A 21612-nucleotide genomic window follows, 5' to 3' on the forward strand; every position below is an offset into this window, starting at 1 on the left:
AGTGATGCGAACAGGAGGAAACAATGGCTCAAGGACGCGTCGCCCTCGTGACGGGCGGCACCCGCGGCATCGGCGCGGCGATCTCGAAGCGGCTCAAGGACAAGGGCTACAAGGTCGCCGCCAACTACGCCGGCAACGACGAGGCGGCCAACGCCTTCAAGGCCGAGACCGGCATCCCCGTCTTCAAGTTCGACGTGGGCGATCTCGCGAGCTGCGAGGCCGGCATCAAGGCGATCGAGGCCGAGCTCGGCCCGGTGGACATCCTGGTGAACAACGCCGGCATCACCCGGGACGGCGCCTTCCACAAGATGACGTTCGAGAAGTGGCAGGCGGTCATCAAGACCAACCTCGACTCGATGTTCACCTGCACCCGTCCGCTGATCGAGGGCATGCGCAGCCGCAACTTCGGCCGCATCATCATCATCTCGTCGATCAACGGCCAGAAGGGCCAGGCCGGGCAGACCAACTACTCGGCCGCCAAGGCCGGCGTGATCGGCTTCGCCAAGGCGCTCGCGCAGGAGAGCGCCTCGAAGGGCATCACGGTCAACGTGGTGGCGCCGGGCTACATCGCCACCGAGATGGTGATGGCGGTGGCGGAGGACATCCGCAACAAGATCATCTCCACGATCCCGACCGGCCGCCTCGGCGAGGCCGACGAGATCGCCCACGCGGTCGAGTATCTCGCCAGCGACGAGGCCGGCTTCGTGAACGGCTCGACGCTGACCATCAACGGCGGCCAGCACTTCGTCTGATCGCCGCGGGCGCGCCGGATCGACCCGGCGCGCCCGCCCTGTGGGCGAGCCGCCCCACCGCGCCGGACGCGCAACTCTCCGTCCGGTGAGCGTTCCTTCCGACACTCCGCGCGGCCGAGCCCGACGACGGCGCTCCCCGCGCCGGGTCCCGCCTGCCGGCGACCGAGACCGTCCCGGGCCGCGCCGGTCCGGCCCACGCGCCGCGCGCGCCGCCGGCCTTGGTCGCGGGCCCGCACCATCCGACCCATCAAGCGTGACGAAAGTCCTTCCCCGCGTGCGGAATCGCGCGTCGGGCGGGATAACGGGCATTGCGGGCAGCGATCGAGCCGCCGGCCCGCGTGTTCTGAGACACGAACAATTCGAACGGCCTCGTATAGACCTCCTTCCATCGGCTCACGGATGGTCCTGCCGATAGAAATCGAGGTCCTGAGGATCATGAACAACTGGTTTTACGGTAAATTCGGCGTTCAGTTTATCGGCGCGAGCCAGAATTGTTCTTCCCGCACGACCGCGATGCGTGACGACCGCTCCGGGCTGCCCGCAATCGCGAAGCTCGGGCTCGCGGCGGCCTGTGCCCTGGGGCTGGCGGCCTGCGTCACCCCGCAAGAGCGCCACGCGCTGGATCAGAACCAGTGCTACGCTTTCGGCTTCGAGCCCGGCACCGACGGCTTCGCCGAGTGCATGATGGGGCTCCACCAGCAGCGCGCCGTCGCCCAGTCCAACAGCAACCTGTACTGGCAGGCGCAGCTCGCCGAGCAGAACCGCCGCCGCGAGGCCCAGCAGGACCTCTACAAGGTCATGAGCCTGCAGCGCACCGGCGACGCGCGGTTCCCCGTCTGCGGCGCCTCCTCGGACGGCGGCATGGATCGCCGGACCATGACTTGGTACGGCCCGAACTGCCGCGCCCGCTGATCCGGATCGAGGGAGGTCCCCATGTCCGACATGACGACGCGCGGCCCCCGCAACCCGAGCCGGATCATCTTCGTGACCGTGGCCCTGATCGGCATCGCCGTCGGGTTCGCGACCGCCAGCCTCGCTTGGTTCACGCTCGCGGTCCTCGGCTCCGCCGCTCTGACCTGCGCGGGCTACGGCCTGATCCGGCGGCGGCTCGGCTGGAAGCCGCTGAGCGGCGAGTACCTGTCCAACCTCCTCTACGTGCTGAGCCCGTACTAGGCGGACACCACGCATGCCCCCGCGGTCGCGCCGCGGGGCTCATCGGCGGGCGGCGCAGGTCCACGAAGAGCTGGCCGCGCCGCGCACCCATCCCCCAGACCGCTCCGCCTCCGAGGCCACCATGACGCTCGCCCTCATCATCACCGGCTTCCTGATCGTGAACTTCGTGATGGCCGGCCTCTTCTCCCTCGTGGCCCTCTGGGCCGACTGAGCGGCGGCGCTAAGGAGCGCCGACGCAGTTGGCGTAGAAGGTCGTGGTCGCGGGCCAGTCGGAGAAGACCCCCAGCACGCCCACCTGACCGTGCAGGACGTCGAGCAGCCGCAGGATGTCGCCGTCGCCGGTGACCACCGGCTTGATCGACTGGTAATAGTACCCGCCGCCGGCCTTCAGGGGGCCCGAGCGCTCCAGCGACCACGCGATCAGCCCCAGCCCGGCCGCCTTGGCCTCCCGGGCGTAGGTCGAGGGCTCGATCGTCCCGTCCGGGCCCGGCCGGACCAGCATCCACAGCGGCGGCGCCAGGATCTTCACGCCCTTCCGGGCGAGCTCGGCCATGCCGGGCTGCCACGTGGCGGGCTTCTCCGGGTCGAAGCCCTTCGCGGTCTCGTCCCGGTCGTCGAGGAAGATCGCCTGGCGGCCGAATTCCGGATCCTTCTCCAGCCAGTAGAGGATGTCGCGGAGCTGGAAGCTCTGCGGGTAGACGTCGGAGGCCGGGATCCCGGCCTCCCGGTACTCGTCGACCAGCTGCTGGGCGTACATGTCCTGCGTGTAGGTGCCCTGGAACGGCATCGGGACCTGGGGCGCCTTCAGTTCGGGGGTGAATTTCCGCCCCATCCCCTTCACCAGCGCGATGTACTCCTTATGCGACATCAGCGTGCCGGTGCCGGCGTAGAGGTCGGTGCGCCAGCGCGGCGTGGCGTTCATGTAGGCCGCCACCGTGGTGGCGTCCGGGTCGGACGCGTCCATCTTCCCGTTCAGCGACTTGAATTCGTCCAGCGTCAGGTCGCTGGTGCAGCACTTGGCCGAGGCCTTCCGCCCGGTGGCCGGGTCGGCCGGCGTGAAGCCCTGCGTGCACTTCGCCGCGAGCTCGGGCCGGGCGAGGATGTCGGTGGTCGTGTGCAGGTCGCACTGGCTGTGGCGGCAGACGAGCTGGCGGTCCTTGGTGAAGGCCACGTCGCACTCGATGATCCCGGCGCCCATCCGGTACGCGGCGAGCAGGCCCTCCCGGGTGTGTTCGGGAAACATCAGCGGCGCGCCGCGGTGCGAGATCGAGAAGGTCCGGGGCGTGTAGGTCCGGTCGACGCCGCAGGCGGCGAGCCTGTCCTTGAGCGGGCCGGGCTTCAGCTGGTCGACGAGATAGAAGGGCCGGGGGCCGAGCTGGGCGGCCTCGCCGGCGAGCGCGGGGCCCGCTCCCAGAAGCAGCCCCAGCCCCAACATGATCGCACGCATCGCGAACCTCCCGTTTCAGGCCGCCGGTAGAGGGGGACGGTGACAGGGGCGTGACCCCGCACGCCCCGGCGCGCCGCCGCCATGATAGCGGCGGATCATCCGCGCGGCGTCGGCCGCCAGTCGGGCGGCGCCATCTCGAAGCCGGCGAAGTCGAAGCCCGGTGAGACCGTGCAGCCGACGAGCGTCCAGGCGCCCAGGCTGGTGGCGGTCTGCCAGTGGCCGGCCGGCACGACGCATTGCGGGCGCTGCCCGGCGGCGAGGTCCGGCCCGAGATGCCGGGCCTCGGCGTCGTGCCCGTTGGGGCTCGTGGTGATCACCAGCGGCGCGCCGGCGTGCCAGTGCCAGATCTCGGTGGCGTCGACCCGGTGCCACGCCGAGACCTCGCCGAGATCGAGCAGGAAGTAGATCGCGGTACCGACCGAACGGCCGTCGACGGTCCGTGGATCGCGGAACGTCTCGCTGTAATGGCCGCCCTCCGGATGGGGCTTCAACCCCAGGGTCGCGATCACCTCGGCTGCCGTCATGTCCAGCTCCCTGTCGATCCCGGCCGCGCGGATCGTCCGCGGCTTGCCGGCACTTGGCACCGATGCTACCGGCCGAAAACCCCGCAAGGTCCGAGAACGATGCCGAGCCCGACCGTACGTCTCCACCGCGGCGACCTGCCCGCCACCTACGACGCGGGGCGGGCGGTGGCCATCGACACCGAGACGCTCGGTCTCAACCCGCATCGGGACCGCCTCTGCGTTGTGCAGCTCTCCACCGGCGACGGCACGGCCGACGTGGTGCAGATCCCGCAGGACGGGCCGGAGCCGGTCGTGCTCAAGCGGGTCCTGGCCGATCCCGGCATCCTGAAGATCTTCCACTTCGCGCGGTTCGACGTGGCGGTCCTGTACAGGGCCCTCGGCGTGATGCCGAGCCCGGTCTACTGCACCAAGATCGCCTCGAAGCTCGCGCGCACCTACACGGATCGCCACGGGCTGAAGGACGTGGTCCGCGAGCTGGTCGGCGTCGACCTGTCGAAGCAGCAGCAATCCTCGGACTGGGGCGCCGAGACCCTGTCGCAGGCCCAGCTCGACTACGCGGCCTCGGACGTCCTCCACCTCCACGCGGCCCGGGAGCGGCTCGACGCGATGCTGGCCCGGGAGGGTCGCACCGACCTCGCGTCCGCCTGCTTCGGCTTCCTGCCGACGCGGGCGCGCCTCGATCTCGACGGCTGGCCCGAGACCGACATCTTCGCGCACACCTGATCGTCCGGCGGGGCCTGCACACTTCCTGTGCGGAGTGAGACTTTCCTGTCACCGCACCGCGATAAGTCGCTGGTAGGTTGTGGCTGCCTGGGCTTCCGAGTCCCGGCCAGGCCCTCCTCGCCGGTCGCCCACCCGATCAGGCCGGCGAGGAGGGTCCGTCGCCCTCAGGTCAGGGTCCGCGGGCCCGACGGCGTGCTGATCCGGGCTGTCCAGCGCGGGCCCCGGCCGGCCACAACCTGCGGTAGAGCGACGAGGCCCAGCGCCGCGTGAAGCCCCGCGACGGCGGCGGGATCCGGATCCGTCAGGACGAGCGCCTCCAGACCGGCGCCGAGATCCGGCATCGTCGCGGCGGGATTGCCGCGCGGTCCCCACGCCATCGCGCAGGGCGCGGCCCCGTCCGCCGGCCACGCCCCGCCCGGGGGCACCGCGAAGCGCCAGGACAGGTCGCCCCGGGTCATCGTCGCCGCCGCGCCGAGGAGCGCGCCGTGCGCGGCGAGGAGGCCGTCGAGATCGTCCGCGCGGGCGACGAAGCCGCGCAGTCGCCGGCCCGAATCCCAGTCGGCCCGCACCCGCGCCGCGTCGCCGAGGCCGAACCAGCGGGCGCCCGACGGCGGCGGCGCCTCCGGATCGACGGCGATCACCTCCAGGAACAGGGCGTCGCCGAGGCGCAGCAGGTGGTTGCGCGTGCCCATCTCGCGGTGGCGACCGCCCTCGGGCATGGCGAGGCCGAGGCAGTCCCGCACATGGGCCACGCCCTCCGCGAGGTCGGGCGCGACGACGACGAGGTGGTCGAGGGTGAGCATCGTTCGGGCTCCGTGTGCGCGGGCACCTATGCAGCCGGCCGCCGGGCATGCCCGGGACCGCACCGGTCCCGACCCGGTCTCGGCGCTCACGGGCTGCCTCGGGTGAGGCGGCGAGGGGTAACGTCTGAGCGTCCCCAAGAAAAAGGCCGGGGCCCCGCGAGAGGCCCCGGCCCGGAAGTGCGTGCTGGGCCGGGCATCGTGCCCGACCGGCTCTCACATCACAGCGAGTAGTACTGCACGAACTCGATCGGGTGCGGCGTCATCTCGTAGCGCAGCACCTCGGTCATCTTCAGCTCGATGAACGAGTCGATCTGGTCGTCCGAGAACACGCCGCCCTCCTTGAGGAAGGCCCGGTCCTTGTCGAGGCTGTTCAGGGCCTCCCGGAGCGACCCGCACACGGTCGGGATCTTCTTCAGCTCCCGCGGCGGCAGCTCGTACAGGTCCTTGTCCATGGCCGGGCCCGGGTCGATCTTGTTGCGGATGCCGTCGAGGCCGGCCATCAGCAGCGCCGAGAAGGCAAGGTAGGGGTTCGCCATCGGGTCGGGGAAGCGGACCTCGACGCGCTTGGCCTTCGGGCTCTTGGTCCACGGGATGCGGCAGGAGGCCGAGCGGTTGCGCGCCGAGTAGGCGAGCAGCACCGGCGCCTCGTAGCCCGGCACCAGGCGCTTGTACGAGTTGGTCGACGGGTTGGTGAAGGCGTTCAGCGCCTTGGCGTGCTTGATGATGCCGCCGATGTACCAGAGGCACTCCTGGGACAGGCCGGCATACTTGTCGCCCGCGAAGACCGGCTTGCCGTCCTTCCAGATCGACTGGTGGACGTGCATCCCTGAGCCGTTGTCGCCGTAGACGGGCTTGGGCATGAAGGTCGCGGACTTGCCGTAGCTCTGCGCGACGTTGTGGATGCAGTACTTGTAGATCTGCATGTGGTCGGCGAGCAGGGTCAGCGTGTCGAACTTCATGCCGAGTTCGTGCTGGGCCGAGGCCACCTCGTGGTGGTGCTTCTCGACCTTCACGCCCATGGACTGCATGGCCGCGAGCATCTCGCCGCGCATGTCCTGCGCCGAGTCCTGCGGCGGCACCGGGAAGTAGCCGCCCTTGGTCTGGACCCGGTGGCCGAGGTTGCCGCCCTCGTAATCGGTGAAGCCGTTGGTCGGCAATTCGGTGGAGTCGAGCTCGAAGCCCGTGCGGTACGGGTCGGCGCCGAACTTCACGTCGTCGAACACGAAGAACTCGGCCTCGGGGCCGACGTAGATCGTGTCGCCGATGCCGGTCTGCTGCAGGTAGGCCTCGGCGCGCTTGGCGGTGCCGCGCGGGTCACGGCCGTAGGGCTCGCCGGTGGCCGGCTCCAGCACGTCGCAGACGATCGACATGGTCGCGGCCGAGAAGAACGGGTCCAGCGTGGCGGTGACGGGATCCGGCATCAGTAGCATGTCGGACTCGTTGATCGCCTTCCAGCCGGCGATCGAGGAGCCGTCGAACATGGTGCCCTCGTCGAAGATCTCCTCGTCGATGAGCGACACGTCGAACGTGACGTGCTGCCACTTGCCGCGCGGGTCGGTGAACCGGAAGTCCACGTAACGCACGTCGTTGTCCCGGATCGTCTTCAGCACCTCGGCCGCAGTGGTCATCGTGGGCATCCTCCAGGGATCTCTGAATCGGCTCTCGTGGCGCACCCGCACGCGGTCGCGCGCACCGGCAAGCGGCGCTTGATATCCGGCGCGGGCGTACCTTGCCACCCGCCGGGCAGCGGAATCGGCCGACGGATGAAACGATCGGCCCATTCGCGCACCCGATCTCGTAACCGTGATCGGCAGCTCCGTTTCTAGGGCACCGTTGTTCTCCGGCAATGGCCTTCCTGGCACGATCCATGCAATTGCGGCCGCAGCCGTCGACGAGGCGGCAAGCCGTTCGCGTCTTCCCGGGTTGCCCAGGTCGCGCATCGATACGGACGAGAGAACCGGAATGACCAAATACAAGCTCGAGTACATATGGCTCGACGGGTACACGCCGACCCCGAACCTCCGCGGTAAGACGCAGATCAAGGAATTCGACAGCTTCCCGACCCTCGAGCAGCTCCCGATGTGGGGCTTCGACGGCTCGTCCACCAAGCAGGCCGAGGGCGGCAGCTCCGACTGCATGCTGAAGCCCGTGCGCCACTTCCCCGACCCGGCCCGCAAGAACGGCGTGCTGGTGATGTGCGAAGTGATGATGCCGGACGGCGTGACCCCGCACGAGTCCAACAAGCGCGCCACCATCTTGGACGATGCCGGCGCCTGGTTCGGCTTCGAGCAGGAGTACTTCCTGTACAAGGACGGCCGCCCGCTCGGCTTCCCGGCCTCCGGCTACCCGGCGCCGCAGGGCCCGTACTACACCGGCGTCGGCTATTCGAACGTCGGCGACGTCGCCCGCAAGATCGTCGAGGAGCACCTCGACCTTTGCCTCGACGCCGGCATCAACCACGAGGGCATCAACGCCGAGGTGGCCAAGGGCCAGTGGGAGTTCCAGATCTTCGGCAAGGGCTCCAAGAAGGCCGCCGACGAGATGTGGATGGCCCGCTACCTCCTGCAGCGCCTCTGCGAGAAGTACGGCATCGACGTCGAGTACCACTGCAAGCCGCTCGGCGACACCGACTGGAACGGGTCGGGCATGCACTGCAACTTCTCGACCGCGTTCATGCGCGAGCACGGCGGCAAGGCCTACTTCGAGAAGCTCATGGAGGCGTTCAAGAACGCCCGCGAGGAGCACATCGCCGTCTACGGTCCGGACAACCACATGCGCCTGACCGGCAAGCACGAGACCGCCTCGATCCACGAGTTCTCGTACGGCGTGGCCGACCGCGGCGCCTCGATCCGCGTGCCGCACTCCTTCGTGAACAACGGCTACAAGGGCTACCTGGAGGACCGCCGTCCGAACTCGCAGGGCGACCCCTACCAGATCGCCTCGCAGGTGCTGAAGACGATCGCTTCCGTGCCGACCGAGGCCGCTGCAGCCGCGTAAGACGCGGAGCTTCGACAGACGATGCGAAGCCGGGCCCTCGGGTCCGGCTTCGCCGTTTCCGGGGTAAAGGGCTTCCGATCTACCCCGTCCTGGGGGTTGGAGCGCGGCGCAGGCCTCGACGGAGGCCTCCGGGGATCGCGCGGACCTCCGGGCGCCCTCTCGAGGCCCGCTGGCGCGGGCACGTCAGGATGAGTGGGTCGGGTGAGGGAGCCCGTCGGGCCCGCGCGACGGCCGCAGGGGCACCATCGCTCCCGAATTACCTCCGCCTCAGGGCCGCCGCGGGCGCTCGTCCTCGCGGATGGCGGCCTCGTGGTACCACGCGCCCCCGCCGAAGCTCGGCACAGGCGCGGGCTTCGCTTCCGGAGCTGCCCGGGCGGTCTCGCGCGCGCGTCGGAACGCGGACAGATCGTAGATCTTGGCGGTCTCGCGCGGGTCCGTGGCGGCCATCGCACTTCCTCCTGCACCGGTTCGAGCGGCCGATCGGGCCGGCCGTTCCCGATGATGTGGGGTGCGGGAAGCGGCGCTCCAGGGCCGGAGGCGCCGATGCCGGACATTCGCGCAGTGCGAAATCTTAGGCAGTGTCGCGCGGTGCGCGGCCGCCGGCGGTCCTGGACCGCGGGCGGGCTCGGGTCAGATCGCGTCCGTGCCGGTCTCGCCGGTGCGGATGCGGATCGCCTCCTCGATCGTCGAGACGAAGATCTTGCCGTCGCCGATGCGCCCGGTCTGGGCCGACTTGCGGATCGCCTCCACGGCGCCCTCGACCAGGGCGTCCGACAGGACGATCTCGAGCTTCACCTTGGGCAGGAAGTCGACCACGTACTCGGCGCCCCGGTAGAGCTCCGTGTGGCCCTTCTGACGGCCGAAACCCTTCGCCTCGATGACGGTGATGCCCTGGAGGCCGACCTCCTGGAGCGCCTCCTTCACCTCGTCGAGCTTGAAAGGCTTGATGATCGCTTCGATCTTCTTCATGCCGCTCGGGCCTGCGCTGCGGTGCCTGGCATTTCTAACATCCTCGTGACGCCTTCGCCACGCCGTTTTCGCGGCGCGTCCGACCATAGTGCCTATTTGCTGTGCGATGCACGCACATCCTTAGAGCGCTTCACCGGAATCTGGCGCGATTTTAGTCAGGGCTGATCGGTGCACGGGCAGAGGCGGAGACGGATATGCGGTTGCTGACGGTCGCGGCAATGAGGCGGGTCGATGCCGCGGCAATCGAGGGCGGCGTGCCGGGCCTGACGCTGATGGAGGCGGCCGGGGCCGCCGTGGCCGGGCGCGCCCGGGCAAGGCTCCCGGCCGGTGGCCGCGTCGTCGTGCTGTGCGGGCCGGGCAACAACGGCGGCGACGGCTTCGTGGCCGCGCGCCTGCTGGCCGAAGCCGGCTACGCGGTCGAGCTCCTCTGCCTCGGCGCGGTGTCGGCGCTGACGGGGGACGCCGCGCTCGCGGCCGCGGCCTGGACGGGGCCGGTGCGCCCGGCCGCGGGCGGCGCGCTGCCGTCCGGCGACCTCGTGATCGACGCGCTGTTCGGCGCCGGCCTGTCGCGCGACCTCGACGGCGCCGCCCGCGCGCTCGTGGAGGCGGTGAACGAGGCCGGGATGCCGGTGCTCGCCGTCGACGTGCCGAGCGGGGTCGACGGCGATACCGGCGCGGTGCGCGGCGCCGCCATCCGGGCAGTGGAGACCGTGACCTTCGTGACCTTCAAGCCCGGGCACCTGCTCCAGCCCGGGCGGGGCCTGTGCGGCCAGCTCAGCCTCGCCGATATCGGGACCGGCCCGGCGGCGCTGGAGGCGGGCCTGGCCGTCGGCGCGCCTCTCGACCGGAACGGGCCCGACCTGTGGGGTCGGGACTTCCCGCACCTCACCGGCGCGAGCCACAAGTACACCCGCGGCCACGCCCTGGTCCTGTCCGGCCCGGCCACCAAGACCGGCGCCGCCCGGCTCGCCGCCCGCGGCGCCCTGCGGGTCGGGGCCGGGCTCGTCACCGTCGCGTCCCCGACCGCCGCGCTGCCCGAGAACGCCGCCCACCTCACGGCGATCATGCTGCGGCCCTGCGAGAGCGCCGACGATCTCGACGACCTGCTCAACGACGAGCGGCTGAACGTGATCCTGGCCGGACCCGGGCTCGGCACCGGCGAGCCGACCCGGGAGCGCGTGGCCGTCGCGGCCGCGGCCGGGCGCGGCCTCGTCCTCGACGCCGACGCGCTGACGAGCTTCGCCGGCAAGGCGCCGCTGCTAGCCGCCCATCTCGCCGACGGGGACGCGCGGGCCGTGCTGACACCGCATGCCGGCGAGTTCGCGCGGCTCTTCGACGGGACGGACGCGATGGCCGAGGGCGCCGACAAGGTCGCCCGGGCCCGCGCGGCGGCCGCGCTCACCGGCGCCGTGGTGGTCTTCAAGGGGGCCGACACGGTGATCGCGGCCCCCGACGGCCGTGCGGCCATCAACGACCACGGCAGCCCCTATCTCGGGACGGCCGGGTCCGGGGACGTGCTCGGCGGCCTGATCGCCGGCCTGCTCGCGCAGGGCATGGAGCCCTTCGCGGCCGCCGCGGCCGGCGTCTGGCTCCACGGGGATGCGGGCCTGCGCCACGGGCCGGGCCTGATCGCCGAGGATATCCCCGAGCTGATGCCGGCGGTCTTGCGCGACCTCGTCGCGTCGACCGGGGGCTGACCCGGCGGCTCACCGCTCAGGTGACCTCGAACATCGTCCAGAGGCCGGTGTCGAACCGCTCCAGCACCGTGGCGCTGATCAGCCAGCGCCCCGGATTGTCCGCCAGGAAGCCGATCCGGGCCGTCCGCCCCTCCAGGAGCTGGAACGTGTCGAGCCAGTAGGGCTCCCAGCCGTCGTCCAGGGGATGGAGCAGGCGGAAGCAGTGGCCGTGCAGGTGCAGGGCCTGCGGGAAGGCGGTCTCGTTGCGCAGGGCCAGCACCACCACCTGCCCGCGCTTCACCGAGAAGATCGGCGCGAGGCCGGCGGTGCCGCTCGCGCCGTTCACCGACCAGATCTTCTGCGGGTCGCCCGTGTAGACCGGATCGAGCGCGGGGCCGTCCTTGGCTCCGTCCTTCACTCCGTCCTTGCCCTTCGGCACGAAGGCGCCGCCGGTGATCACCACGTCGCGGCGCAGGGCGTTCTGGAGCTTGATCTCGGCCGGCAGGCGCTTGTTCTCGCCGATCGGCCCGATCGGGGGCCGCTTCTCGGTGATCCGGGCGCCCTTGGTGACGACGCTCGCCAGGACCAGGCCCTTGCCGATCAGCGCGTGGATCTCGCAGGTCGCGCCTTCCTCCTCCGGCAGGTCGACGAGCAGGTCGTAGCGGGTGCCGGGCGGGAAGGGCAGGGTCGCCCGCAGGGGCTCGAACGTGTCGGTGGGCTGGCCGTCGACCGCCGCCACGTAGACCTTCACGCCCTCGAACTTGATGCGCGTTGCCCGGGCGTTGCAGGCATTGCCGAGACGCAGGCGGATTCGGGAGCCGGGCCTCGCCTCGAAGGCGCCCGGCACCGGCTTGCCGTTGACGGTCACGAGATTGCCGAGGCGCCCGTGCGCGGCCGCGAGCGCCGTCTGCCCGAACGGCATGAGGGTGCCGTCGTCCTGGAGCCGCCAGTCCTGCAGGACGACGCTGACGTCGGCGTCGACCGCGGGCGGGTTCGTCTCCTCGACGACCAGCATGCCCGCGAGGCCCCGGCCCGACGGCTCGCTCGCCCCGCCGACGACCAGGGGCCGGATCAGGTAGGAGCCGGCATCCGGCGGCGTGAAAGTGTAGAGGAAGTCGCCGCCCGGCGGGATCGGCGCCTGGGTCACGCCGCCGACGCCGTCCATGGCGTTGACGTTGCGCACCCCGTGCCAGTGGAGCGACAGCGGCTTGTCGGTCCGGTTCTCGACTTTAAGGCGCAAAGCCTGCCCGAGCTTCACCCGGACCACGGGCGGCAGGGCCTTGCCGTCGAAGCACCAGACCGCCGTCTCGGGTGCGGGGTCCGGCCTGAACCGGGCCTTGCCGGGCGCCGCCGGCAGGGCCGCCGGCGCGGCCGCGGGTTCCGGCTGGACGGGCGCGGATGTCCCCGGCGCGGCGGCCGGCGCCTGGGCCCGCGCGGCCTCCGGCGCGAGCCCGAAGGCCGCCGCGGCGACGAGCAGGGTTCGGCGCGACGGCGTGCCGGCGCGCGAATCGGTCGGCGGCACGGTGCGGGATGGCGGCATGGGATCTCGGCTGCGGCTCGCGACGGACCCGCTCCTTAGCGGCGCGCGGGCTCCCGCGCCACAGGGGCAAGTTTTTTGCTGCGGGCCCGCCGGCCCATGCTATAGGGCGCGCTTCCGGCGGCCGGCGATGCGCCGGATGTCGGCGCGCGCGGGCGTGGCGGAACTGGTAGACGCGCTGGATTTAGGTTCCAGTGTCGCAAGACGTGGGGGTTCGAGCCCCTCCGCCCGCACCAGGACCTCTGCTGAGGTTGCGGTCCCCTCGGGACCCTCCGCCCCGTACCCGACATCTCGGCATCCCGGTCCGCGCGAGCACGACGCCGGCCCGGCCGGCGAACCCAGGTTTCTTTGAAGAGCGACGACGACGATGCAGGTGACCGAGATCAACGCCCAGGGGCTGAAGCGCGAGTTTCAGGTTCTGCTGGCCGCCCAGGAACTCGAGGAGCGCCTGACCAACGAGCTGTCCGGCATGAAGGACAAGGTGCAGCTCAAGGGCTTCCGTCCCGGCAAGGTGCCGGTCGCGCACCTGCGCAAGGTCTACGGCCGCTCCGTGATGGCCGAGGTGGTGCAGAACGCCGTCAACGAGGCGAACCGCCAGATCGTCACCGATAACGGCCTCAAGCTCGCCCTGGAGCCGCAGGTCGAGTTCCCGACCGATCAGGCCGAGGTCGAGAAGGCGCTCGACGCCAAGGGCGACCTCGCCTTCAAGGTCGCCCTCGAGGTCATGCCGAGCTTCGAGCTCGCCGACCTCTCCGACGTCAGCCTGACCAAGCTCGTCGCCAAGCCCGCCGACGCCGAGGTCGACGAGGCCCTGGAGCGCATGGCCGGCCAGAGCCGTCCGTTCACCGAGCGCGAGGAGGGCGCCGAGGCCCAGAGCGGCGACCGCGTCACCATCGACTTCGTCGGCCGCATCGACGGCGAGGAGTTCCAGGGCGGCAAGGGCGAGGGCATCGACCTGGAGCTCGGCTCCGGCTCGTTCATCCCGGGCTTCGAGGAGCAGCTCGTCGGCGCCAAGGTCGGCGACAAGCGCCTCGTGAAGGTCACCTTCCCGGCCGAGTACGGGGCCGAGCACCTCGCCGGCAAGGACGCCGAGTTCGACGTGACCGTCACGAAGATCCAGGCGGCGGGCGAGGCCAAGATCGACGACGAGCTCGCCAAGTCCATGGGCATGGAGTCGCTGGAGAAGCTCCGCGAGGCCGTGTCCGAGGCGATCGGCCGGGATTTCGAGGCCGCCTCGCGCCGCCGGCTCAAGAAGGAGCTCCTCGACGCGCTGGACGGCAAGTACGCCTTCGAGCTGCCCCCGTCATTGGTCGCGCAGGAATTCGCCGCCGTCTGGGCCCAGGTCGAGCAGGACCTCAAGACCCGTGGCAAGACCTTCGAGGACGAGGACACCACCGAGGAGAAGGCCCAGGCCGAGTACCGGAAGATCGCGGAACGGCGCGTCCGTCTCGGTCTCGTGCTTGCGCAGGTCGGCGAGAGCGCCGATATCAAGGTCTCGGACGAGGAGGTGAACCAGGCCCTCATCGCCCGGGTCCGGCAGTTCCCGGGCCAGGAGCAGCAGGTCTGGGACTTCTACCGGAAGAATGCGCAGGCGCTCGCGGAACTCCGCGCGCCCCTGTTCGAGGAGAAGGTCGTCGACCACGTCCTCGGGCAGGTCAAGCTCGTCGAGGAGCCCGTCTCGAAAGAGGCGCTTTTCGCGGACGAAGATGACGACGACACGACCGGCGGCAAGCCGGCAGACAAGGCCGAGGCCAAGGGCGAGTCCAAGACCGAAGCCAAGGCCGACTGAGTCCCGCTCTGTCCCAGGACGGCGGGCAAGGGTTAGGCGATGGTTAAGCATCGCCGGTGTTCGCTGACATGCCCGGGGCTGCCCTGATTCGCGGCAGCCCCGGGCCTCACTCCGGGGCAGGATGAGATGAGAGATCCGATCGACGTCTACAACAACGCGCTCGTGCCGATGGTCGTCGAGCAGTCGAGCCGCGGCGAGCGCGCCTTCGACATCTACTCCCGCCTGCTCCGCGAGCGCATCATCTTCCTCACCGGCCCCGTGGAGGATTACGGTGCGTCGCTGATCGTGGCGCAGCTGCTCTTCCTCGAGGCGGAGAACCCGAAGAAGGAAATCTCCTTCTACATCAACTCCCCCGGCGGCGTGGTTACCTCGGGCCTGTCGATCTACGACACGATGCAGTTCATCCGCTGCCCGGTGACGACCCTCTGCGTCGGCCAGGCCGCCTCGATGGGCTCCCTGCTGCTCACCGCCGGCGAGCCGGGCCACCGCTTCGCCCTGCCGAACGCCCGGATCATGGTCCACCAGCCGTCCGGCGGATTCCAGGGCCAGGCGACCGACATCCTGATCCACGCCCGCGAGATCGAGGCGCTGAAGCGGCGCCTGAACGAGATCTACGTGAAGCACACCGGCCGCGACTACGACACGATCCACACGGCGCTGGAGCGCGACAACTTCATGACCGCCGACGCGGCCAAGGAGTTCGGGCTCATCGACGAGGTGATCGAGAAGCGTCCCGAGCCGGCGGCCGCCTGACCGGCCCGCGTCGCCTGACCGCCGCGGCGCGGCCTTGATCCCGCCGCGGCAGCGTGTTTGCATCGAGGTTCGGGCCCTTCGGTCAAAGGCGCGCAGCACACTGTTTCTTTAAACGGGCCCCCTACATTCATGCGATGCGCGTCCGCCCCTTGCCGGCGGCGGACGCGAGGAATCGGAGACCGATATGAGCAAGACTGGCGGCAACGACTCGAAGAGCACGCTGTATTGCTCGTTCTGCGGCAAGAGCCAGCACGAGGTCCGCAAGCTGATCGCCGGCCCCACGGTGTTCATCTGCGACGAGTGCGTCGAGCTGTGCATGGACATCATCCGCGAGGAGTCGAAATCCTCGCTGGTGAAGAGCCGCGACGGCGTGCCGACGCCCAAGGAGATCCGCCGCGTCCTCGACGACTACGTCATCGGCCAGGACTTCGCCAAGAAGGTCCTCTCGGTCGCGGTGCACAACCACTACAAGCGGCTCGCCCACGCGACGAAGCACAACGACGTCGAACTGGCCAAGTCCAACATCATGCTGATCGGGCCGACCGGCTCGGGCAAGACCCTGCTCGCGCAGACGCTGGCCCGGATCCTCGACGTGCCGTTCACCATGGCGGACGCCACGACGCTGACCGAGGCCGGCTACGTCGGTGAGGACGTCGAGAACATCATCCTCAAGCTGCTCCAGGCCTCGGACTACAACGTCGAGCGGGCCCAGCGCGGCATCGTCTACATCGACGAGATCGACAAGATCTCCCGGAAGTCCGACAACCCGTCGATCACCCGCGACGTGTCGGGCGAGGGCGTGCAGCAGGCGCTCCTGAAGATCATGGAGGGCACGGTCGCCTCCGTCCCGCCCCAGGGCGGAAGGAAGCACCCGCAGCAGGAATTCCTGCAGGTCGACACCACCAACATCCTGTTCATCTGCGGCGGCGCCTTCGCGGGGCTGGAGCGGATCATCTCCCAGCGCGGCAAGGGCACCTCGATCGGCTTCGGCGCGACCGTGCAGGCCCCGGACGACCGCCGCACCGGCGAGATCTTCCGCTCGGTCGAGCCGGAGGACCTGCTGAAGTTCGGCCTCATCCCCGAGTTCGTCGGCCGTCTGCCGGTCCTGGCGACCCTGGAGGACCTCGACGAGGCCGCGCTGAAGAAGATCCTGCAGGAGCCGAAGAACGCCCTGGTCAAGCAGTACCAGCGGCTGTTCGAGATGGAGAACGTCGACCTGACGTTCCAGGACGAGGCGCTGTCGCTCGTCGCCCGCAAGGCGATCGAGCGCAAGACCGGCGCCCGCGGCCTGCGCTCCATCCTGGAGACCATCCTGCTCGACACGATGTACGACCTGCCGGGCCTCGAGTCCGTGGAGCAGGTGGTCATCGGTCCGGAGGTGGTGGAGGGCAAGTCGCGCCCCCTCTACATCCACGGCGACCGCAACAAGGACACGCCCGCGAGCGTCAGCGCGTAGGCACTCGGCAGGGTTGCATCAGGCGCCCGGCCCAGGCCGGGCGCGTTGCGGGGATCGCCTTGAAAACGCGCTTCCTCGCAGCCACCTCAGGCTCAGCGCGGTGGCCGCACGCTCCTTCGAGGTCCGGTCCGCGTCGCCAGCCGCAAAGTTAGCGAAATCCGACCCTCGCGGCCCGGTCGGCACCCGGCTGTAGGCGCGCTCCGTGCATGGGGGCGCCGAGCCTGGGCGTCCCTGAGAGGAAGTCACATGTCACAGTCGAAATCGCGCCAGCCGGTGGTCCCGGGTTCGACGGGCACCTACGCCGTCCTCCCCCTGCGCGACATCGTCGTCTTCCCGCACATGATCGTGCCCCTGTTCGTGGGCCGCGAGAAGTCGATCCGCGCCCTCGAGGAGGCCGTCCGCACCGACCGCCACATCCTGCTCGCCACCCAGATCAACGCGGGCGACGACGACCCGGCGACCGACGCCATCTACAAGATCGGCACGCTCGCCTCGGTGCTCCAGTTGCTGAAGCTGCCCGACGGCACCGTGAAGGTGCTGGTCGAGGGTGTCGGCCGCGCCAAGGTCGTCGACTTCACCCGCTCGGACGAGTTCTACGAGGCGACCGCCGAGGCGCTCCACGACGAACTCGGCGACCGCGTCGAGGCCGAGGCGCTCGCGCGCTCCGTGCTCTCGGAGTTCGAGAACTACGTCAAGCTGAACAAGAAGATCTCGCCCGAGGTCGTCTCCGCCGTGACCCAGATCGACGAGCCGTCGAAGCTCGCCGACACGATCGGCTCGCACCTGCTCGTCAAGATCTCCGACAAGCAGGGCATCCTGGAGACCCCCACGGTGGCGCAGCGCCTCGAGCGCGTGCTGTCGCTGATGGAGAGCGAGATCTCCGTGCTCCAGGTGGAGAAGCGCATCCGGACCCGCGTCAAGCGGCAGATGGAGAAGACCCAGCGCGAGTACTACCTGAACGAGCAGATGAAGGCTATCCAGAAGGAGCTGGGCGACTCCGAGGATGGCCGCGACGAGCTGGCCGAACTGGAAGAGAAGATCGAGAAGACCAAGCTCTCCAAGGAGGCCCGCGACAAGGCCACCGCCGAGCTGAAGAAGCTGCGCCAGATGTCGCCGATGTCGGCCGAGGCGACCGTCGTGCGCAACTACCTCGACTGGATGCTCGGCATCCCGTGGGGCAAGCGCTCGAAGATCAAGAAGGACCTGCTCGGCGCTCAGGCGCTGCTCGACGAGGATCATTTCGGCCTCGACAAGGTCAAGGAGCGGATCGTCGAGTACCTCGCGGTGCAGCAGCGCGCGAACAAGCTCACCGGCCCGATCCTGTGCCTCGTCGGTCCTCCCGGCGTCGGCAAGACCTCGCTCGGCAAGTCCATCGCCAAGGCGACGGGTCGCGAATTCGTCCGGATGTCGCTTGGCGGCGTGCGCGACGAGGCCGAGATCCGCGGTCACCGCCGGACCTATATCGGCTCGATGCCCGGCAAGATCGTGCAGTCGATGCGCAAGGCCAAGACCTCGAACCCGCTCATCCTGCTCGACGAGATCGACAAGATGGGCATGGACTTCCGCGGCGATCCGTCGGCGGCGCTCCTCGAGGTTCTCGACCCTGAGCAGAACAGCACCTTCAACGACCACTACCTGGAGGTGGATTACGACCTCTCGAACGTGATGTTCGTGACCACGGCCAACACCCTCAACATCCCGGGCCCGCTCATGGACCGGATGGAGGTGATCCGCATCGCCGGGTACACCGAGGAGGAGAAGGTCGAGATCGCGCGCAAGCACCTGATCCCGAACGCCCTGAAGAAGCACGGCCTCGGGACGCACGAGTGGTCGATCGACGACGATGGCTTGATGATGCTGGTCCGCCGCTACACGCGGGAGGCGGGCGTCCGCAACCTGGAGCGCGAGCTGTCCAACCTGATTCGCAAGGCGGTGAAGGAGATCCTGATCACCAAGACCAAGTCGGTCGCGGTGACCCCGGACACCCTTCCGGTCTTCCTCGGCCCGCCGAAGTTCCGCTACGGCGAGATCGACGCGGACGATCAGGTCGGCGTGGTGACGGGTCTGGCCTGGACCGAGGTCGGCGGCGAGTTGCTGACGATCGAGGGCGTCATGATGCCCGGCAAGGGCAAGATGACGGTCACCGGCAACCTGAAGGACGTGATGAAGGAGTCGATCTCGGCGGCGGCGAGCTACGTCCGCTCGCGGGCGATCGATTTTGGGATCGAGCCGCCGCTGTTCGACCGGCGCGACATCCACGTTCACGTTCCGGAGGGGGCGACCCCGAAGGACGGTCCGTCGGCCGGCATCGCCATGGCCACCGCGATCATCTCGACGCTCACCGGGATCCCGGTCCGTCGCGACGTCGCGATGACCGGCGAGGTGACGCTCCGCGGCCGGGTCCTGCCGATCGGCGGCTTGAAGGAGAAGCTGCTCGCCGCGCTGCGCGGCGGCATCAAGACGGTGCTGATCCCCGAGGAGAACGCCAAGGACATCGCCGAGGTGCCCGACAGCGTGAAGAACGGGCTGGAGATCGTGCCCGTGTCGCGGATGGATCAGGTGCTGGAGAAGGCGCTGGTCCGTCAGCCCGAGGCGATCGAGTGGGAGGAGCCGCTCCCGGTGGCTAAGCCCGCCCGGACCGAAGAGGACGGCGCCGCCTTCGTGGCGCACTGAGCCGCCCGATCAATTGAGACGAGCCCCCGGTGCCCTGAGCCCCGGGGGCTTTTTCATGGGTGGACGCGGGCGCGGAGGCCCGGATGCGCATCCTGCTGATCAACCCGAACACGAGTGCGCACGTCACCGATCTCGTCGCCGGCCATGTCCGCACTCAGCTCGGCGGCCGTGCGGAGCTGCGCGCCGTCACCGGCCGGTTCGGAGCCCGCTACATCGCGAGCCGGGCGGCGGCGGCGATCGCCGGCCACGCGGCCCTCGACGCTCTCGCGGAACACGGCGCCGGCTGCGATGCGGTCTACCTGGCCTGCTTCGGTGATCCGGGCCTCCTCGCCCTGCGTGAGCTGTCGCGGGTACCGGTCATCGGCATGGCAGAGGCGGCCTGCCGCGAGGCCGCTGCCTCCGGTCGCTTCGGGATCGTCACCGGGGGCGCGGCCTGGGAGCCGATGCTGCGGAAGTTCGTGGCGGCGCTCGGCCTCGCCGACGCCCTCGCGGCCCTCCGCACGGTGGCTCCGAGCGGCGGCACCATCGCCCGCGACCCGGACGCGGCCCTGGAGATCCTCGCCCAAGCCTGCCGCGCCTGCGCGGGGGCCGGCGCCGAGTCGGTCATCCTGGGCGGTGCCGGTCTGGCCGGGCTCGCCGCGCGGATCGCTCCGCAGGTTCCCGTTCCGGTGATCTGCTCGGTCGAGGCGGGGACCCGCGCGGTTCTGGCCGCGGGCGCATTTGGGCAGGCCCCGTCAAGGCCCGACCCTGTCGAGAGCATCGGCCTGACACCCGCGCTGGCGACGCGGCTCATCGACCCCTGATAAGGATCCGGGGTGCGGACCCTTGCACCGGACCGGGACCATGCCGTAACGGTCGCCAGCCGGGCGGTTAGCTCAGTTGGTAGAGCGTCTCCTTTACACGGAGAGGGTCGGGGGTTCGAGTCCCTCACCGCCCACCAAGATTGTTTCTCGTTTTCCATTGTTTGCTGATGTGAGGCCGGCAAATTCCGGCCTCAACAACCGTTCTAACGGCGCCTTACGGCACCGTGTTCCGGCTAGGCCGAGGCCCACAGGAGAGGACTGGTGAAGCCGCGGTCGACGGCTCGAGCGCCTCGGTCATCTTCTGGCCGTCGCGCTTGCGCTGCTGCGCCTCCACGGCCCGGTCCTAGGACACGCCGAGCCGAACCGAGCTGGTGCGCCTCAAGGGCGAGATGAAGGCGCTGGAAAAGGTCTCCGTCCAGAAGAAATGCGGGATCCAGTTCGAGCGGCAGGCTGCCCGCTGACCGGCTTGGCGGGGCGTGCTAACCTAAGCCGCATGCCCCGCTGGCTTCAATTCGCCCTCGGCCTCGTCACGCTGATCGCGCTCGCCGCGGGCATCGTGCGTACGCTCGTGCGTCACATGCCGGACGCGGTCGCATCGTGGCTCGGGCCGTGGGCTTACGAGGCGTTGATCCTTCTGCTGGCCGTCAGCTTCGTGGCGATCATCGTGCGGGCCGCCCAGGGCTATCGCTCTCCTCGATCTGATAAGGTGCGGTAATGCTCCGCCGGCTCGCGATCCTCCTCCCTTTGCTCGTCTCCACGGTCGCGCACGCTGCGGGCCCCGGAGCCAGGGCGGTGGGCACCTTCGAGCACCAGGAGGACGGCTACGAGCAGGGCGTCGAGGTGAAGGCCGCGGGCGCAGCCGGCTTCACGGCCCAGTTCTCAACGGGAACCAAGGGCTGCGGCGGTGAGGTGACGATGAAAGGGCGGCCGACCGGACCCGACACGGTCGTCTTCAGCAAAACCGACGGTGGGCAAACCTGCCGGATCACCGCCCGCTACGCTTCGGATTTCCGGTCCGTCGTCCTGGAAGAACAGGGCTGCACGATGTGGCACGGCGCCTCGTGTGAGTTCCAAGGGACGTTGAAGCGAACGGGACGCTAGCTGCCCCGCTACGCTGCGGCGCGCCTGTGGAGGCACCGATAAATCTGGCGAGGGCGAATATCAGTACTAGGACACAATTAGAGAGTGGGCCTGTTGCAAAAACAGGAGGATATTCGGATGCTTCGCCCTGATTCGAGGGCAGGCTCGCGTGTCGATGGCGTTCAATCAGATTTTATTTTCGATTTTTGTGTATCTAGGTGCCGCTATTTGCGGGGCAGTGGTGGGTGGAATACTGGGTTTTCTCGTCGGTGCTTGGTATGTTGACATCATGAAGGTAACTCAGCGCGAAGGCACGGCCGGCTATATGGTCGTTTTGCTTTTCACGCCAATCGGGGTGTCCTTGGGGGCCGTTGCTGCCCTCGTCGCGCTGGTCATTCGTCGTCACTATTATTGATGAGTTCAATCAGGCATTGTCGGGCGCCAACGCGACCTGGCT

The 21612-nt window shown here is 69.4% G+C and carries 21 protein-coding genes and 2 tRNA genes; 16 read left to right on the forward strand and 7 right to left on the reverse strand.

Annotated features, from left to right (window positions below; translation table 11 throughout):
- Positions 1–23 precede the first annotated feature (23 nt).
- The 3 genes from phbB (at position 24) to BM314_RS18215 (ending at position 1925) form a co-directional block, all read left to right on the forward strand.
- The gene (phbB, locus tag BM314_RS18205) at positions 24–752 is read left to right on the forward strand and encodes an acetoacetyl-CoA reductase (RefSeq protein WP_020090774.1); all 729 of its coding nucleotides are present in this window, start codon (positions 24–26) and stop codon (positions 750–752) included.
- Between the two features lie 513 nt (positions 753–1265).
- The gene (locus BM314_RS18210; protein ID WP_091926536.1) at positions 1266–1664 is read left to right on the forward strand and encodes a hypothetical protein; all 399 of its coding nucleotides are present in this window, start codon (positions 1266–1268) and stop codon (positions 1662–1664) included.
- A 21-nt stretch (positions 1665–1685) separates the two neighbouring features.
- Entirely contained in the window at positions 1686–1925 is a 240-nt protein-coding gene (locus BM314_RS18215; RefSeq protein WP_091926537.1) for a hypothetical protein, read from the forward strand.
- A 220-nt stretch (positions 1926–2145) separates the two neighbouring features.
- On the opposite strand, the gene BM314_RS18225 is transcribed toward BM314_RS18215, so the two are convergent.
- Entirely contained in the window at positions 2146–3372 is a 1227-nt protein-coding gene (locus BM314_RS18225; RefSeq protein ID WP_091979375.1) for a glycerophosphodiester phosphodiesterase family protein, read from the reverse strand.
- 95 nt (positions 3373–3467) lie between these two features.
- Positions 3468–3896 carry a cupin domain-containing protein gene (locus BM314_RS18230; protein ID WP_091979377.1) on the reverse strand — a complete coding sequence of 143 codons (429 nt, stop codon included), beginning with the start codon at positions 3894–3896 and terminating at the stop codon, positions 3468–3470.
- Positions 3897–3995: 99 nt separating this feature from the next.
- Here BM314_RS18230 and BM314_RS18235 point away from each other — a divergent pair, with 99 nt between their 5' ends.
- On the forward strand, positions 3996–4619 hold the full coding sequence (locus BM314_RS18235) for a ribonuclease D (RefSeq protein ID WP_020090768.1): 624 nt from the start codon (positions 3996–3998) through the stop codon (positions 4617–4619).
- A 164-nt stretch (positions 4620–4783) separates the two neighbouring features.
- Here BM314_RS18235 and BM314_RS18240 read toward each other — a convergent pair whose 3' ends face one another.
- Both BM314_RS18240 and glnA read right to left on the reverse strand, forming a co-directional pair.
- Entirely contained in the window at positions 4784–5422 is a 639-nt protein-coding gene (locus BM314_RS18240; protein WP_091979380.1) for a VOC family protein, read from the reverse strand.
- 218 nt (positions 5423–5640) lie between these two features.
- A complete protein-coding gene (glnA, locus tag BM314_RS18245) occupies positions 5641–7050 on the reverse strand; it encodes a type I glutamate--ammonia ligase (RefSeq protein WP_012322030.1) in 1410 nt (469 codons plus the stop codon).
- A 334-nt stretch (positions 7051–7384) separates the two neighbouring features.
- Here glnA and BM314_RS18250 point away from each other — a divergent pair, with 334 nt between their 5' ends.
- Positions 7385–8419, forward strand: coding sequence for a glutamine synthetase beta-grasp domain-containing protein (locus BM314_RS18250; RefSeq protein WP_012322031.1), 1035 nt, complete (start codon positions 7385–7387; stop codon positions 8417–8419).
- Between the two features lie 267 nt (positions 8420–8686).
- On the opposite strand, the gene BM314_RS18255 is transcribed toward BM314_RS18250, so the two are convergent.
- Positions 8687–8866, reverse strand: a complete 180-nt coding sequence (locus BM314_RS18255) for a DUF2735 domain-containing protein (protein WP_091979382.1) — start codon at positions 8864–8866, stop codon at positions 8687–8689.
- Positions 8867–9049: 183 nt separating this feature from the next.
- On the reverse strand, positions 9050–9388 hold the full coding sequence (locus BM314_RS18260; protein ID WP_003600526.1) for a P-II family nitrogen regulator: 339 nt from the start codon (positions 9386–9388) through the stop codon (positions 9050–9052).
- A gap of 194 nt (positions 9389–9582) precedes the next feature.
- On the opposite strand from BM314_RS18260, the gene BM314_RS18265 reads away from it, so the two are divergent.
- On the forward strand, positions 9583–11085 hold the full coding sequence (locus BM314_RS18265) for an NAD(P)H-hydrate dehydratase (protein ID WP_091979384.1): 1503 nt from the start codon (positions 9583–9585) through the stop codon (positions 11083–11085).
- Between the two features lie 16 nt (positions 11086–11101).
- On the opposite strand, the gene BM314_RS18270 is transcribed toward BM314_RS18265, so the two are convergent.
- Complete coding sequence (locus tag BM314_RS18270; RefSeq protein ID WP_091979386.1) at positions 11102–12604, reverse strand: multicopper oxidase family protein; 1503 nt, start codon at positions 12602–12604, stop codon at positions 11102–11104.
- 148 nt (positions 12605–12752) lie between these two features.
- On the opposite strand from BM314_RS18270, the gene BM314_RS18275 reads away from it, so the two are divergent.
- The 10 genes from BM314_RS18275 (at position 12753) to BM314_RS30190 (ending at position 21570) form a co-directional block, all read left to right on the forward strand.
- Positions 12753–12837 (forward strand) — tRNA-Leu (locus BM314_RS18275).
- Positions 12838–12968: 131 nt separating this feature from the next.
- Entirely contained in the window at positions 12969–14390 is a 1422-nt protein-coding gene (gene tig, locus BM314_RS18280; RefSeq protein WP_020090763.1) for a trigger factor, read from the forward strand.
- Between the two features lie 126 nt (positions 14391–14516).
- Positions 14517–15143 (forward strand): ATP-dependent Clp protease proteolytic subunit, encoded by a 627-nt coding sequence (locus BM314_RS18285; RefSeq protein WP_012322036.1) that lies wholly within the window; start codon positions 14517–14519, stop codon positions 15141–15143.
- Between the two features lie 184 nt (positions 15144–15327).
- Positions 15328–16599 carry an ATP-dependent Clp protease ATP-binding subunit ClpX gene (gene clpX / locus BM314_RS18290; RefSeq protein WP_020090762.1) on the forward strand — a complete coding sequence of 424 codons (1272 nt, stop codon included), beginning with the start codon at positions 15328–15330 and terminating at the stop codon, positions 16597–16599.
- Positions 16600–16845: 246 nt separating this feature from the next.
- Positions 16846–19272, forward strand: a complete 2427-nt coding sequence (gene lon, locus BM314_RS18295) for an endopeptidase La (RefSeq protein WP_056531541.1) — start codon at positions 16846–16848, stop codon at positions 19270–19272.
- A gap of 83 nt (positions 19273–19355) precedes the next feature.
- Positions 19356–20075, forward strand: a complete 720-nt coding sequence (locus tag BM314_RS18300; RefSeq protein WP_091979388.1) for an aspartate/glutamate racemase family protein — start codon at positions 19356–19358, stop codon at positions 20073–20075.
- A gap of 61 nt (positions 20076–20136) precedes the next feature.
- A tRNA-Val gene (locus tag BM314_RS18305) sits at positions 20137–20212 on the forward strand.
- 356 nt (positions 20213–20568) lie between these two features.
- The gene (locus BM314_RS18310) at positions 20569–20790 is read left to right on the forward strand and encodes a hypothetical protein (RefSeq protein ID WP_091676423.1); all 222 of its coding nucleotides are present in this window, start codon (positions 20569–20571) and stop codon (positions 20788–20790) included.
- Positions 20791–20867: 77 nt separating this feature from the next.
- A complete protein-coding gene (locus tag BM314_RS18315; RefSeq protein ID WP_132368135.1) occupies positions 20868–21176 on the forward strand; it encodes a hypothetical protein in 309 nt (102 codons plus the stop codon).
- A gap of 148 nt (positions 21177–21324) precedes the next feature.
- Positions 21325–21570 carry a hypothetical protein gene (locus tag BM314_RS30190; protein WP_170868139.1) on the forward strand — a complete coding sequence of 82 codons (246 nt, stop codon included), beginning with the start codon at positions 21325–21327 and terminating at the stop codon, positions 21568–21570.
- Positions 21571–21612 lie beyond the last annotated feature (42 nt).

The sequence above is a fragment of the Methylobacterium sp. 13MFTsu3.1M2 genome (assembly GCF_900112625.1).
Lineage (GTDB): Bacteria > Pseudomonadota > Alphaproteobacteria > Rhizobiales > Beijerinckiaceae > Methylobacterium.

Coding starts and splice junctions, on each gene's coding strand:
- phbB (WP_020090774.1), top strand. CDS start 24: ATGGCTCAAGGACGCGTCGCCCTCGTGACGGGCGGCACCCGCGGCATC.
- BM314_RS18210 (WP_091926536.1), top strand. CDS start 1,266: ATGCGTGACGACCGCTCCGGGCTGCCCGCAATCGCGAAGCTCGGGCTC.
- BM314_RS18215 (WP_091926537.1), top strand. CDS start 1,686: ATGTCCGACATGACGACGCGCGGCCCCCGCAACCCGAGCCGGATCATC.
- BM314_RS18225 (WP_091979375.1), bottom strand. CDS start 3,372: ATGCGTGCGATCATGTTGGGGCTGGGGCTGCTTCTGGGAGCGGGCCCC.
- BM314_RS18230 (WP_091979377.1), bottom strand. CDS start 3,896: ATGACGGCAGCCGAGGTGATCGCGACCCTGGGGTTGAAGCCCCATCCG.
- BM314_RS18235 (WP_020090768.1), top strand. CDS start 3,996: ATGCCGAGCCCGACCGTACGTCTCCACCGCGGCGACCTGCCCGCCACC.
- BM314_RS18240 (WP_091979380.1), bottom strand. CDS start 5,422: ATGCTCACCCTCGACCACCTCGTCGTCGTCGCGCCCGACCTCGCGGAG.
- glnA (WP_012322030.1), bottom strand. CDS start 7,050: ATGACCACTGCGGCCGAGGTGCTGAAGACGATCCGGGACAACGACGTG.
- BM314_RS18250 (WP_012322031.1), top strand. CDS start 7,385: ATGACCAAATACAAGCTCGAGTACATATGGCTCGACGGGTACACGCCG.
- BM314_RS18255 (WP_091979382.1), bottom strand. CDS start 8,866: ATGGCCGCCACGGACCCGCGCGAGACCGCCAAGATCTACGATCTGTCC.
- BM314_RS18260 (WP_003600526.1), bottom strand. CDS start 9,388: ATGAAGAAGATCGAAGCGATCATCAAGCCTTTCAAGCTCGACGAGGTG.
- BM314_RS18265 (WP_091979384.1), top strand. CDS start 9,583: ATGCGGTTGCTGACGGTCGCGGCAATGAGGCGGGTCGATGCCGCGGCA.
- BM314_RS18270 (WP_091979386.1), bottom strand. CDS start 12,604: ATGCCGCCATCCCGCACCGTGCCGCCGACCGATTCGCGCGCCGGCACG.
- tig (WP_020090763.1), top strand. CDS start 12,969: ATGCAGGTGACCGAGATCAACGCCCAGGGGCTGAAGCGCGAGTTTCAG.
- BM314_RS18285 (WP_012322036.1), top strand. CDS start 14,517: ATGAGAGATCCGATCGACGTCTACAACAACGCGCTCGTGCCGATGGTC.
- clpX (WP_020090762.1), top strand. CDS start 15,328: ATGAGCAAGACTGGCGGCAACGACTCGAAGAGCACGCTGTATTGCTCG.
- lon (WP_056531541.1), top strand. CDS start 16,846: ATGTCACAGTCGAAATCGCGCCAGCCGGTGGTCCCGGGTTCGACGGGC.
- BM314_RS18300 (WP_091979388.1), top strand. CDS start 19,356: ATGCGCATCCTGCTGATCAACCCGAACACGAGTGCGCACGTCACCGAT.
- BM314_RS18310 (WP_091676423.1), top strand. CDS start 20,569: ATGCCCCGCTGGCTTCAATTCGCCCTCGGCCTCGTCACGCTGATCGCG.